The sequence below is a fragment of the Treponema sp. JC4 genome, assembly GCF_000260795.1.
GTDB lineage: Bacteria > Spirochaetota > Spirochaetia > Treponematales > Treponemataceae > Treponema_D.
Window position 1 is genome coordinate 51,806 of record NZ_AJGU01000001.1, and the last position, 12,446, is coordinate 64,251.

13 protein-coding genes are annotated in these 12,446 nt (G+C 44.3%); 9 read left to right on the forward strand and 4 right to left on the reverse strand.

What is annotated here, in order from left to right; translation table 11 throughout:
• The first annotated feature begins 54 nt into the window (after positions 1 to 54).
• The 9 genes from MSI_RS13680 to MSI_RS00285 all read left to right on the forward strand — a co-directional run bounded on the left by MSI_RS13680 (position 55) and on the right by MSI_RS00285 (position 8,318).
• On the forward strand, positions 55 to 738 hold the full coding sequence (locus tag MSI_RS13680; RefSeq protein ID WP_009102397.1) for an MBL fold metallo-hydrolase: 684 nt from the start codon (positions 55 to 57) through the stop codon (positions 736 to 738).
• A 9-nt stretch (positions 739 to 747) separates the two neighbouring features.
• Positions 748 to 1,704 (forward strand): ABC transporter ATP-binding protein, encoded by a 957-nt coding sequence (locus MSI_RS00250; RefSeq protein WP_009102399.1) that lies wholly within the window; start codon positions 748 to 750, stop codon positions 1,702 to 1,704.
• A gap of 15 nt (positions 1,705 to 1,719) precedes the next feature.
• Positions 1,720 to 2,442 carry an ABC transporter permease gene (locus MSI_RS00255; RefSeq protein WP_009102402.1) on the forward strand — a complete coding sequence of 241 codons (723 nt, stop codon included), beginning with the start codon at positions 1,720 to 1,722 and terminating at the stop codon, positions 2,440 to 2,442.
• 1 nt (position 2,443) lies between these two features.
• On the forward strand, positions 2,444 to 4,555 hold the full coding sequence (locus tag MSI_RS00260; RefSeq protein ID WP_009102404.1) for a GldG family protein: 2,112 nt from the start codon (positions 2,444 to 2,446) through the stop codon (positions 4,553 to 4,555).
• Entirely contained in the window at positions 4,556 to 5,482 is a 927-nt protein-coding gene (locus MSI_RS00265) for a DUF4340 domain-containing protein (RefSeq protein ID WP_009102406.1), read from the forward strand.
• Positions 5,479 to 6,135: an aminoacyl-tRNA hydrolase gene (gene pth, locus MSI_RS00270; protein WP_009102408.1), complete on the forward strand. Its 657-nt coding sequence runs from the start codon at positions 5,479 to 5,481 to the stop codon at positions 6,133 to 6,135. The genes MSI_RS00265 and pth overlap by 4 nt, the downstream gene beginning before the upstream one ends.
• Before the next feature lie 91 nt (positions 6,136 to 6,226).
• Positions 6,227 to 6,631 carry an Rrf2 family transcriptional regulator gene (locus tag MSI_RS00275; protein ID WP_009102410.1) on the forward strand — a complete coding sequence of 135 codons (405 nt, stop codon included), beginning with the start codon at positions 6,227 to 6,229 and terminating at the stop codon, positions 6,629 to 6,631.
• Between the two features lie 15 nt (positions 6,632 to 6,646).
• A complete protein-coding gene (mnmA, locus tag MSI_RS00280; protein ID WP_009102414.1) occupies positions 6,647 to 7,819 on the forward strand; it encodes a tRNA 2-thiouridine(34) synthase MnmA in 1,173 nt (390 codons plus the stop codon).
• A gap of 70 nt (positions 7,820 to 7,889) precedes the next feature.
• The gene (locus MSI_RS00285) at positions 7,890 to 8,318 is read left to right on the forward strand and encodes a hypothetical protein (RefSeq protein ID WP_009102416.1); all 429 of its coding nucleotides are present in this window, start codon (positions 7,890 to 7,892) and stop codon (positions 8,316 to 8,318) included.
• Between the two features lie 81 nt (positions 8,319 to 8,399).
• On the opposite strand, the gene MSI_RS00290 is transcribed toward MSI_RS00285, so the two are convergent.
• From MSI_RS00290 to MSI_RS00305, 4 genes are read right to left on the reverse strand one after another with little or no spacing between them, the layout of a single operon-like run.
• On the reverse strand, positions 8,400 to 9,284 hold the full coding sequence (locus tag MSI_RS00290) for an alpha/beta hydrolase (RefSeq protein ID WP_009102418.1): 885 nt from the start codon (positions 9,282 to 9,284) through the stop codon (positions 8,400 to 8,402).
• Positions 9,284 to 9,964: a beta-ketoacyl synthase chain length factor gene (locus tag MSI_RS13685; protein WP_009102420.1), complete on the reverse strand. Its 681-nt coding sequence runs from the start codon at positions 9,962 to 9,964 to the stop codon at positions 9,284 to 9,286. The genes MSI_RS00290 and MSI_RS13685 overlap by 1 nt, the downstream gene beginning before the upstream one ends.
• A gap of 16 nt (positions 9,965 to 9,980) precedes the next feature.
• Complete coding sequence (locus MSI_RS00300) at positions 9,981 to 11,120, reverse strand: methyltransferase (protein WP_009102422.1); 1,140 nt, start codon at positions 11,118 to 11,120, stop codon at positions 9,981 to 9,983.
• A 9-nt stretch (positions 11,121 to 11,129) separates the two neighbouring features.
• Complete coding sequence (locus tag MSI_RS00305) at positions 11,130 to 12,407, reverse strand: beta-ketoacyl synthase N-terminal-like domain-containing protein (RefSeq protein WP_009102425.1); 1,278 nt, start codon at positions 12,405 to 12,407, stop codon at positions 11,130 to 11,132.
• Positions 12,408 to 12,446 lie beyond the last annotated feature (39 nt).

A 12,446-nucleotide genomic window follows, 5' to 3' on the forward strand; every position in this document is an offset into this window, starting at 1 on the left:
TAAAATATGACCTTCTGCCATTGAGCGGGGGTCATTTTTTTTGAGTTTGTGAAAATGGATAAGTTTTATTGCTTACAGACCGGCGTGTTCGGTGTAAATACTTATATTGTTCCGCTTGAAGAAAAGGGGAGCGGGGATAGCGACCTGCGTCCCGCGCTTGTAGTGGACCCTGCGGCCTGCATGCTTACAGGAGACGCTTCTAAAATCACAGGTTTTCTGGCTCAGAAAAAGCTTACCTGCCGGGCAATTCTTCTTACGCACAGCCATTTTGACCACATTATGGGAATCAGCGTGATTAAAAAGGCCTTCCCGGACGCTAAGGTTTACGTGCACAAGGCTGAGGCTGGGGAGCTAGGTTGTGCTGAGCGGGGTGAGGCCGGCGGCATTATAAACCGCAGCATTCTTTCTTCTTTTGAGATGGAAGCGGTTCTGGAGGGCGTTGCAAACCAGCCGGAGGCGGATGTCCTGCTCAACGGTGGGGAAGTGCTTTTTAACGACTGGAAGGTAATTCACACGCCGGGGCATTCGCCTGGTTCTGTATGTTACTACAGCGAAAAAGCAGGGCTTCTTCTTAGTGGCGATACTATGTTTTACCACAGCTGGGGAAGAACTGATATGCAGGGTGGTAACGAGGCTCAGATTTACGCAAGCCTTTCTTTGCTGAAAAAAACTGTAAAAGCCGGGACTTTAGTGTTACCTGGCCACGACCATTTTGGTTTTAAAATAGAAGAAAATTAGGAGGTTTTTATGATAGATGTATCCCACGTTTCCCGAAACTTCGGGGATTTTCGTGCGGTAAGTGACGTTAGTTTTTCTATTCCTAAAGGTCAAATTGTTGGTCTTTTGGGTCCTAACGGAGCCGGAAAAACTACGACAATGCGAATGATTACGGGCTTTTTAGCTCCTTCAGCCGGCGAAATATTTATTGATGGAAGAAATATCCAGGAGTCGCCGGTAGAAGCAAAGCAGAAAATCGGTTATATGCCGGAAAGTGCGCCTTTGTATGGCGACATGATTGTTGAAGATTATCTGCGCTACATTGCAGAGATTCAGGGTGAAAATCCTGAAGAAAAGCTTCCGCTTTTGTGTAAGGAATGCGGTCTTAAAGAAGTAATGAGCAAAAATATCAGCGAGCTTAGCCGTGGTAACCGACAGCGAGTTGCTCTTGCTCATGCACTTATGCACGACCCAGAAATTCTGATTCTGGATGAGCCTACTTCCGGTCTGGACCCTAACCAGGTTGAAGACGTTCGCGCAATTATCCGTGAGATTGGTAAAACCCGAACTGTAATTGTTTCTACCCATATTTTGAGCGAAGTTGAAACCTTGTGTTCCCGCGCAATCATCATAAGCGGTGGTAAGCTTGTTGCGGATTCTTCTATAGAAGAACTTAAGGAACGCTTTGGACACGAGCTTTCTGTAAAAATTACGGTGGGCGGCTCTTTTGAAGACGTAAGCGCAAAACTTAAGGGCCTAGCCGGCGTTGCAAATGTTACTCTGCTTGGTAGCGAAAATGTGAATGGTCCTGCTGCGTCGGAGACAGCCTTGAACAACATTCTCATCAGCGTGAGCGGTAACGAAGAAATCCGTCCGGCTGTGGCTAAGACCTGTGTTGAAAACGGCTTTAATCTTTACGAAATATCAGTTCAGAAAAACAGTCTTGAGGACGTATTCCACGCCCTTACAGAAAAGGCTGAAAAGTAGTGGGGTGGCGCAAAAATGAAATCAAATAGAAAAAATCCTGCGCTGATAATTTTTACGCGCGAATTTAAATCATATTTTACAAGCCCTGTGGCTTACATTGTTACAGGTCTCTTTTTAATCATCTCTGGAATTATGTTCTTTTCTACATTCTTCCTTAATAACCGTGCAGAAATGCGTCAGTTCTTTGGACTTCTTCCAATCATGCTGAGCTTTTTTGTTCCGGCTCTTACAATGCGTCTTTTTGCAGAAGAAAAACGCAGCGGTTCGCTTGAAACTTTGATGACCCTGCCGGTTACCGAAGTTGACGTTGTTACCGGAAAGTATTTTGCAAGTCTTGCAGGCACTTTGATTATGCTGGTGCCAAGTCTTTTTTATGTAATCACCCTTGAGATTTTTGGTGCTCCGGATTACGGCCCGATTATCGGCGGTTACATCGGCGCAATCTTTTTGAGTGCAAGCTTTACTGCAATCGGAATTTTTGCTTCATCAGTCACAAAAAATCAGATTATCGCTTTCTTTACAGGCTTTATCATCTGTATTGTTTTGACTTTGATTGATGTATTCCTGGTTTTGCTTCCGGCTCCGCTTGTAAGCTTTTTGAGCTTTATTTCGGCAAGCTCTCACTTTACTTCAATTTCGCGCGGAATTATTGATACCCGCGATTTGCTTTATTTTATTTCGCTGACATCACTTTTCTTTGTAATTACTGTAAAAGTTCAGCAGCAGGAGAGTAAGTAAGATGAAAAAATTCTTGAAATGGTTAAAAAGTCCTGCCAGTGACTTTGCGCTTTTTATTCTTCTATTAATTCTGGCAAATTTGGCTGCCCACAATGCCTTCCTCCGCTTTGATTTGACAGCTCCAAAATCTTATTCGCTGTCTAAGGCCAGCCGTTCAATTGTAAAAAATATTGAAGAGCCTTTGAATGTGCGCGTTTTCTTTGCTGATAACCTTCCGGCTCCTTACAACGGGGTTGCTCAGTACGTAAAGGATATTCTTGTAGAGTATAAGGGCGCTGCCAACTCAAAATTCAGCGTAAACTACATGGATATGTCTAAGCCTGAAAATGAAAAGATTGCCCGCGAATACGGACTTCATCAGATTCAGATTCAGGAAGTAAAAAACAACGAAGTAGGCTTTAAGCAGGCTTATATGGGAATTGTTGTTTCTTACGGAGACAGCATTGAGCTGATGGACGGAATTACTTCTGTTGACGGCTTTGAATATTCTTTGACAACAAAGATTTCCAAAATGATTAGCCTTTCTGACACTCTTGCAGGACTTGCCGGCGGAGAGAAAATTACTTTGACTCTCTATACAAGTGATGCACTTTCAAGCTTTAGAGGTCAGGCAGAAGATGCTTTGAGAGAAGGCGTTGCTGCGGCTAATAAGAAGAACCTTGACCGTCTTGCCTTCCGCGTTGTTAGCCCGGCTGCCGGTGAGGTTGACGGACTTTGTGAAAAATATGGACTTCCTCGTTTGAACGTTCAGGGAAAGACCGGAGCTGTAGAAACTGCCGTTTTTGGCGCTGTTCTTGAATATGGAGAAAAGTTTGCCCTTCTTCCTGTTCAGATCCGCCGTTCTTTGTTCGGTTATGGTGTTGGCGGCCTTGATGATGTAGAAGGCACAGTTTCTTCTGCCCTTGAATCGCTTCTTTCTAAGACTACAAAAATCGGTTACATCACAGGACACGGAGAAGTTTCGCGAGAGGCTCAGGCAAATCCTTATGGTCAGCAGGATATGAATAACGCTGCTAACTTTGAAGCAATTCTTTCTGATATGTACGAGCTTTCGGATATCGACTTGAGTAAGGATGAAATTCCTGTTGATATGGGACTTGTAATTGTAAACGGCCCTAAAGCTGACTTCAGCGAGACAGAACTTTACAAGCTCGACCAGTTTATCATGAAGGGCGGAAACGTGCTTTTCTTTGTTGACGGTGTAGTTCCAGGTCAGCAGGATTATTACGGAAACGTAAGTTTTACTCCAAACGAGGTGAACATTGACCGCCTGCTTGAAAAATACGGGGTAAGTCGTGGAAAGAACCTTGTTCTTGATAAAAACTGCTACACACAGAGCGACCGCCAGACTGGAAAAATGAACCTTTACTGGGTTCCTGTTTTGCAGAAAAACTCTCTGGCTAAAAAGAACGTAATCACAAAAAATCTTGGTTACGTAATCATGCTGATGAACTCTTCTCTTGATGTGACTGGGGCTGAGGCTAACAAAAATCTTCGTACTACAGTTCTTGCTAAGTCTTCTGAAAATTCCTGGACAATGGACAAGAACATTATGCTTAATCCAAACCTTATGATGCCGCCGGCAGAAAAAGATAAGATTAAGGCTCAGAATCTTGCAGTTCTGCTTGAAGGTAAGTTTGACTCTGCCTTTGAAAGTGCACCGGAGCTTCCGGAAAGTGAAGAAAGTGAGGATGCAGGTGCAAGTGCCGTTAACGACGCTGCTTCAACAGATTTTTCAAAAATCGAAAGTAACGCCCATCTTAAAGCTGGTGTTCAGAGCGGAAAAATCATTGTTTTCTCTTCTTCGAACATTACAACAGCTCAGGTTATGGACGGGAATGCCAGCGGTAACCCGATTGCAATGTTCCTTTTGAATGCGGTTGATTACCTCAACGGTAATGAAGACTTCTGTACAATGCGTACAAAGGGACTTTCAATTAATACCCTGACTGTGAAATCTGCAGCTTTTGCAAAAATCATGCAGTATTTTAATCAGTTTGGTCTTGTTGCTCTTGTTGCCGTATGTGGTCTTGTAATTCTTAAGAAACGCAGTGCCCGCCGAAAGCAGATTGATGAAAAATATAATCCTGATGATGAAAGGAGAATTAAATAAATGCAGAAAAGAAAAATATTTTTACTTAGCGCCTGCGCTCTTTTGCTTTTAATATGTATTTTGCAGGCAGTTTTACTGAATAAATCTTCGGTTAAAACTTTTACCCTTAAGGAAGAGCCGGACAGACTTACAATTGAAAATGGCGGAAATACAATCCTGCTTGCTAAGTCTGGCGACGAATGGGTAGTGGGAGATTCAAAATATCCTGCCAACTCCGCTAACGTTGATTCTGTTGTGAATGCAGTAAAATCTGTTAAGGTTCTGGACCGCGTGGGAAGTGCTTCCAGCGAAGCTTCAAAAATCCGCTATGATTTGACAGACAGCAAAAAAGTCACAGTTACAGCTTTTGCGGGGGATAAAGAACTTCGTAAAATCACTGTGGGAAAGGCTTCTTCAACAGGTTCTCAGGGTTATATTATGATTGACGGAAGTAACGATGTTTATCTTGCTTCTGGTAACCTGAACAGCATCTTTGGAAAGTCTATTTCTGATTTGCGCAGTAACAGTGTTTGGACTCTGGAAAAGAATATGATTGGTTCCGTTTCTATTAAAAAGGCAGACGGAACTGAATGGAAGGTTTCGCGTGAAGGTCAGGCAGAAAACATGACCTGGAAAATCGACGGACATGGAATTGTTACCGGCGAAGTTGACGGACAGAAGGCTGAAAGCTGGTTCGGCGAGTTTGCAACTTTGACTGCCAGCAGCTGGGAAGAGGACTCTGCAAGTCCTGCAGGAACTTATCTTCTTACTTGTGAAGTAGAGGCAGGCGGAAAAACTGTAGCTCTCGACTTGTTCCAGACAAAAGAAGAAAAGGATGATCAGCCGGCTGAATACAGCGCATCTTCTACAGAAACTCCTTATACCTTTGATCTGGCTTCATATTCAGCAAGAAAATTCTTAAAGAATCCGGAAGAGCTTTTAAAATGATTAAATTAGTAGCATTTTTAGGAAACTACGGAAAAGAATATGAAAAGACCCGTCATAACGTAAGCTGGTTTTTTGAAGACTCGCTTCCTTTCGTGGGCCGCCTGAACTGGCAGAGCAAGTTTAAGGGGGAAATTGCAAGTTTTACCCCGGCTGAGCTTAGCCAGTGGGCCTGCGATTACAAAATAGCTTCTAAAAAGGACGGCTCACCTGTTCTTGTCCCGGAAGAAGCACCGGCTCACATTTACTTCTTAAAGCCTATGACTTACATGAACCTTAGCGGCGAAAGTATTATTGAAGTTGCAAACTTTTATAAGATCAAGCCGGAGGAAATCATGGTGGTTCATGATGAACTGGAACTTGCTCCTGGTTTTGTAAGTTTTAAGTGGAGCGGCGGTCTTGGCGGTCACAACGGTCTTCGTTCAACAAAAGCCGTTCTGAATACTCCGGATTTCTTCCGCCTTCGCTTTGGAATCGGACGTCCGACTTTACCAAATCAGGGAGTTGCTGACTACGTTCTCAGCCACTTTACTGCAGAAGAGGAGCCTTTGATGCAGAATGTTTTTAGTCAGACAAATCTGCTTCTGGTAAAAGCCCTGCTTTCAAAAGAGCCTAAGGATCTGGTTCAGGCCTGGGGAAAAAAGAATTTACTATAAAATACGACTGACTGCAGGTCAAATATATTCCTGATACTTATTTGCTTTTTTTCAACCTTTTGATATACTAGGATAATAGGTTGAGGTGAATATGATAGTTTCTACACGCGGAAGATATGCGCTCAGGGTTATGATTGACCTTGCAGAACAGCACGAAGACTCATTTACTCCGCTCAAAGACGTTTCGGCAAGACAGAACATTTCTCAAAAATATATTGAAGCAATCATGACTATGCTTTCTAAGGCTGGTTTTGTTGACGGAGCACACGGAAAGGGCGGCGGTTATAAGCTGAACCGTAAGCCGGAAGAGTATCGCGTGGGCGAGATTTTGCGTCTTACAGAGGGCACTCTGGCTCCGGTTGCCTGTCTTGAAAATGCTGATTATAAGTGTGACCGCAAGGCGGAATGCCGTACCCTTCCAATGTGGACAAAACTTGACGAACTGATTGAAGGCTACCTGGACAGCGTCACCCTCAAAGATCTGATGAAAAAATAAATCCAAGGAAAATTTATGACTTATACCAATCTTGATATGCCAAAGGCAGGGGACACTGTGCTTGTTGGAATGAGCGGCGGTGTCGATTCAACTTTGACTGCTCTGATGCTCAAGCAGAAGGGCTGCCGCGTTATCGGTATTACAATGTCTTTGTGGGACGGAAAACTGCCGGAAGTAAAATCTGACAAGCCCATGAAGGAAGCTTGCTACGGTCCTGGTGAAGAAGAAAATATTGAAGAATGTCAGAAGTTTTGCAGCGAGCATGATATTGAATACCACGTTGTTGATGTAAAAGAGCAGTATCAGAAAAAGGTTCTGGAATATTTTAAGAATGAATATCGCAGCGGAAGAACTCCAAACCCTTGCATTATGTGTAACAGAAACATTAAGTTTGGTGCCATGCTGGAAGCTGCTAGCGCAAGCGGAATTACTTTTGACTACTTCTGTACCGGTCACTATGCGCGCATTGTCCGCCCGGACGAAGGCCTTTACGGCACTGACAAGCGTCCTTGTATGATTGCCGGTGCAACTGATGTTTCAAAAGACCAGACTTACTTTTTGTACAGAATCCCAAGTTCTGTGCTTGAAACAGTCCGCTATCCTCTTGCCGTTATGAAAAAGAGCGAGGTTTTTGAGCTTGCCCGTCAGGCAAATCTTGATGCCGCAAACCGTGCAGAAAGCCAGGACTTTGTTGGCGAAGAATACTTTGACATGATTTTCAGTGATAAGCCAAGTGTTCCGGGTGATATTATTGACCTGGACGGACATATTCTGGGCCGCCACCGGGGAATTGAACACTACACCGTTGGTCAGCGCCGCGGTCTTGGAGTTTCTGCAAAATATCCTGTTTACGTTCATTCGATTGACGCTAAAAACAATCTGATTGTTCTTGCTCCGAATGATGCCCTTAATTCCGGCGCCCTGATTGCTGATGATTTTGTCTGGCCTGGTGATGTAGAACCGCCTGAGGGAAGTGTGATTGAAGCGCTGGTAAAAATCAGACTGGCTTCTAAACCGGTACCTTGCAAGGTGGAACGCTACCAGCCTGCAGAAGGGGAAGAATTTACCGGTCAGCCATGGAAAATCACTTTTGATCAGCCACAGAGAGCTGTCGCTCCAGGACAGTCGGCAGTTTTGTATAAAGACGGCGTGATTATCGGCGGCGGAATAATTTCTAAGACTGTTTAAGCTCTGGGTAAACCTTTTGAAGCGAAAACTTTTTCTTTCTTTTATAATCGCAGTTTTTCTTCTTTTTAGAATGAGTGCAGGTGGAATAGGTGCCGGCGCTACGGCTGCATATGATGGAGACTTTTGTCCCCTTGCAGGAGCTCGCCTGGATTATGCGGCTGATACAATTCCCTTTGTTTTTACAGCTGACCTTTACTTTTCTGATTATAAGGTGGAAGCTGCACTTGGCGGTATAGAATTTCTTGCAGAAAATATTCATTTATTCAAAGCGGTGAATTTCTTTTATGCACCTGAACTTTGTGCGGGTTATAATTTTATTGATAATAAAATTATTATAGAAAATGCCTTTTATCTGGGACTGAACGGATTCTGTACTTCACATCTGCAGCTTTTTGTGCAGGGGGGCTGGGCACCTCAGCTGCTTTTTACGACAGACAGTCTGAAGCTGAAACTTGCTAACTTTCCTTTGCGGGCAGGTTTTAGGGTCTGGAATAAGTAAAAGGGGGGGGCGTTGCGGGGGCTCCCCCGCTGAAGGGGTAGGGCGCAACGAAGTGCGTCCGCAGGGGAAGGCTTTCCCCTCCTACAGAAAATTTCTTTCTTTCAGCCAGTCCAATAGTCTTTCGTTCCATTTAAAGGTGCGTAAAAACTTACACTTTTTCATGCCAAAGCCGTGACCGCCCCAGGGGTAGTCTGTAAAGGTAAAGTCAGTGGCAGCTGCTTCCAGTGCCCGGGCAAGGCGTTCAGAGTTTTCGTAAATTACAACCGGGTCATCGTGGCAGGCTACCAGGTAGGTTGGCGGCATATCAGGGGGAATCTGCTTTTCCATGCTGAATTGCAGACGCTTTTCGGCAGGCGGATTTTTTCCGATAAGGCTTTTTCTTGACCAGCGGTGGCCTATATATTCTTCCATTGTAACGACCGGGTAAACTGGAATTACGAAATCGGGCTGCAGATTTGCCCCGCCCCAGGTTACAAGGTGGCCTCCCGCGCTGTACCCAATCAAACCAAGCTTCAAAGTCTCGTCTGTCGCGCCGTAATTTTCCGGGGACTTGCGGACAAGTTCCACCATGCGGCTAAGGTCTTCCATCATGGCAGGGGCGTGGTAGCCCCGGTTTGCTGTCCTGTAGCGAAGAATTATTGCCGTAGCCCCCTGCTGGTTGAACCACTTTTGGGTTGGGATTCCCTCGTTGAGAATATCAAGATGGTGGTAGCTTCCGCCCGGGCAGATAATTACAACTGTTCCCTTAGGATTTTTTGGAATGCTGACCTGGGCAAGAACGCGGTGGTAATACATTCCGCGAACGCCCTTCCAAATGTATTGATTGTAGAGGCCGGCCTGGTTAACGGCACTTTTACTTGTCCCGGAGGCACTAACACTTGCTTCAACGGCACTTTTACTTCGCCCAACTGCACTTGCATTAAAGAGACAAAAACTTAAAAAAATCGCTGTCAGAATTTTTTTCATTAAAGGATTTCCCGTAACAAAGCCTGAGCTGAAGATAAATCGCTTTTTTCCAGATTAATTTCCCTGCCGCAGGTCTGGCTTTTTTTGCCCGAAATTACAGCTGCAAAAACAAAAGGTTCGTTCAGATCTGTACCGTCCGCAGTTTTTGCCGGGAAGTGCCCACTATATTCTTCAGGAATAAGTTCGTTTCCAAAAACAAAAATCTGGGCTTCTTCATCACCGCAGAGAAGGGGTGCTGCTGCTGTCAGAAAGGCATCCTTAAACTGGTTTTCTGCGGGAAAAAGCACCGAATAGCCGCTTTTCAACTTACAGGCAAGGGAGGCAAGGCCAATAGGCGCATTAAAAACCGAATAAGAAAAGGAAGCCGGTAAGATTTCCTTATCAATCAGAGTCTGTCGGCTCACATCCAGCTGGCGTTTTATGTCGCCGTAAGTTGAAACAAAGGTTTGTTTTATGTCGCCACAGCCGCTTTCTTCAATAATATCATGAACTGCCTGAATGACCATTTTGCAAAGCTGACTCAAACGGCGGCGGAAAAGTGGCGGGGTAAAGGAAATTGCAGGAGCCTCTGTCGTTTTCAAAATTGAGCGGCTGCCATTTTTCCATTCCTGCCATTCTTCTGCACTTGTAACTCCAGGCGCCCAGCAGAAAGGTTTTGATATATAAATCTTTTTGTCCATAAAATCACCCGTGCACTTATTTGCTGAATTCCAAAAGCGTATAATTATTTGAGCCCAGATTATGATGTGCCGTCTTTAATTTCAGGCCGCTTTCTTCAATAGCCTGAACCAGCTCTCCGTATCTGTACATCTTGCTGTTTCCGTTTGCCATGCAGGTAAAATAAAGGGAAGTTGCCTGCAAAGAATAGGAACTTGCCATAAATCTCTGTTTATCCCAGAGAGGTTCAAGAACGTAAACGCTGCACTTATTATCCACACAGGCATAAATCTTTTTTGCAATCTTTGTAATCTGATGAAGAGAAAAGCAGTCCAAAAACTGGCTCATCCAGACAGCGTCAGCACCTGCTGGCAGCAGATCACTCTGATCTAAAATATTTCCTGCCTGGGTAGAAATCCTCTTTGCAAAACCTGCAGCCTCAGCATTCTTTTCTGCAACTGAAGTCTGACCCGGTAAATCCATAATCGTAACGTGAACGTCCGGATCGTATTTGCAGCAGGAAATTGCCCATTTTGCAGTATTTCCCCCGATATCTACAAGATGGGCAGGCTTTTTTGCAAAAACAATCGGAAGGGCATCAGGGAAAGCAATGTCAGAATAAAAATGATCAAAATCAAACCAGCTTTTCTTTGCGCGTTCCGGGAGAGAGGACAGGGCTTCGTAAATTGTAGTCCATTTGTCTCCAAAAACTTTCAGACCTTCAGGCTTTCCGCTTTTTATAGAAGCGAGTAAATCCCAGGCTCCCTGATAGCAGATGTCATTTGTAAACCAGAAATTAGCCTTTGTCAAATCATCTTCCAGAAGCATCCAGCCGGTTTTTCCAAGCACGTAGCGCTCGTCACTTTCAAAAGTACTGTCACTGGAAAGTTTGATAACTCCCATTCCAAGGGCAATTTCGCAAAGGAGATTTATGCCATAGAGACTAACGCCAGACTTTTCTGCAAGCTGGTTTGCCTTAATTCCACTGTCGCCGGCATCTTCAATCAGCTGTAAAATCCCAAGTTCCAGCATTGCACGTACGGCCTGAAAGGTCATAGGCGAAAAAGCAATTTCCTGAGCATGAGTTTTTGCGTCAACTGCACGAATATCATCTTCTTTAAGGCTTTCCGGCGTAAAAATCGCCTTGTCCTGTCCCTTGTTTTCAGTTTTTTTATACATTTTTTCCTCTTATTCCTTTTTTATTATCAAAGAAGCGTTTGAACCGCCAAAGGCAAAGCTGTTGCTCATACAGGCTCTGACTTCTCCCTTTTTTCCGCAGCTTCCTGCACTTACAAAGTTCAATGCAGGCAATTCTTCGTCCCGAATTCCGTCCCAGCTTTGAGCAGGAAGAAGGAAAGATGAAGTGTCATCGGGCGCAATGGTCGGAATGCAGTTTGAATGGCTGTTTCCCCTGCCACTTTCTGCAAGGAGAGCGCCCGCTGCCATTTGTAAAGTTTCAAAACAAATTGCCAGCTCTAAAGCGGCTGCAGCACCAAGTGTGTGTCCCGTTGAGCCTTTTGTTGAACTGCAGGGAACCTTATAGTCTCCAAAAATCCTGTCTACAGCCTTAGATTCCATGCTGTCGTTGAATTTTGTTCCTGTTCCATGGAGGTTCAGATAGCCTATATCTTTTGCAGAAAGACCTGCTGATTTAAGAGCCCTTTCCATAGCGGCTGCCGCTCCCTTTCCTTCCGGATCAGGGCTTGTCATGTGGTAGGCGTCGGCAGATTCTCCATAGCCTGCAAGAATAATTCCTGTCTTGTCTAAATCTTCGCGGCATAGAAGGAAAAAAGCTGCTGCTTCACCCATAGTAATGCCCTTTCTGTTTTTACTGAAAGGATTTGTCGGCTCAGAAGATATTGCTTCCAGAGAACCAAAGCCCATCAGTGCAGTATCACTTGCAATATCTGCGCCCCCTGCAATTACTGCATCGCAGATTCCGGCCTTAATAAGCTGAGCTGCCTTTATGATTGCAACTGCGCTTGAAGAACAGGCGGTACTGAAAGCATTTGCAGGACCTTTTAAACCAAATCTTTCCTTAATAAAACGGGCAACATATTGAGCGCTCTGTTTTTCTATAGAATAGTCTTTAAAATCTCCCTCTGTAAAAAACTTAAGATGAGAAGGGCCTGAAAGTTCTGTCAGGTTGTCGCAGGAACCTATGCAGACTCCAATTTTTTCTGCACCGAATTTCTGTAGGGCAAGTTTTACGGTATTTACAATCTGATTTAATGCCGCATTTTCCATACGGACAATTTTTGAATCAAACTGAGAAGTGGCTTTATCGCCGCCTGTGATTTCCTCAAAATCATCTTTGTTTACGGAAGCTGCAAAATAATCCTCTCCACTTCCGACTTTTCGTTTTTTTATAGAAGAATTATCTGCCCGGCAGACTGCCTCAAAAAGCTGGCCGGAAGATTTTCCTGCCGCACAAATTACGCCAGGTTTGCTAAGAAAAATTTTCATAATTACTACTATTATAAAGCATTTTTTGTATTTTGTATT

Bases quoted from the DNA above. Each gene is read 5' to 3' on its own strand.
- MSI_RS13680 (WP_009102397.1), top strand. From the start codon at position 55: ATGGATAAGTTTTATTGCTTACAGACCGGCGTGTTCGGTGTAAATACT.
- MSI_RS00250 (WP_009102399.1), top strand. From the start codon at position 748: ATGATAGATGTATCCCACGTTTCCCGAAACTTCGGGGATTTTCGTGCG.
- MSI_RS00255 (WP_009102402.1), top strand. From the start codon at position 1,720: ATGAAATCAAATAGAAAAAATCCTGCGCTGATAATTTTTACGCGCGAA.
- MSI_RS00260 (WP_009102404.1), top strand. From the start codon at position 2,444: ATGAAAAAATTCTTGAAATGGTTAAAAAGTCCTGCCAGTGACTTTGCG.
- MSI_RS00265 (WP_009102406.1), top strand. From the start codon at position 4,556: ATGCAGAAAAGAAAAATATTTTTACTTAGCGCCTGCGCTCTTTTGCTT.
- pth (WP_009102408.1), top strand. From the start codon at position 5,479: ATGATTAAATTAGTAGCATTTTTAGGAAACTACGGAAAAGAATATGAA.
- MSI_RS00275 (WP_009102410.1), top strand. From the start codon at position 6,227: ATGATAGTTTCTACACGCGGAAGATATGCGCTCAGGGTTATGATTGAC.
- mnmA (WP_009102414.1), top strand. From the start codon at position 6,647: ATGACTTATACCAATCTTGATATGCCAAAGGCAGGGGACACTGTGCTT.
- MSI_RS00285 (WP_009102416.1), top strand. From the start codon at position 7,890: ATGAGTGCAGGTGGAATAGGTGCCGGCGCTACGGCTGCATATGATGGA.
- MSI_RS00290 (WP_009102418.1), bottom strand. From the start codon at position 9,284: ATGAAAAAAATTCTGACAGCGATTTTTTTAAGTTTTTGTCTCTTTAAT.
- MSI_RS13685 (WP_009102420.1), bottom strand. From the start codon at position 9,964: ATGGACAAAAAGATTTATATATCAAAACCTTTCTGCTGGGCGCCTGGA.
- MSI_RS00300 (WP_009102422.1), bottom strand. From the start codon at position 11,120: ATGTATAAAAAAACTGAAAACAAGGGACAGGACAAGGCGATTTTTACG.
- MSI_RS00305 (WP_009102425.1), bottom strand. From the start codon at position 12,407: ATGAAAATTTTTCTTAGCAAACCTGGCGTAATTTGTGCGGCAGGAAAA.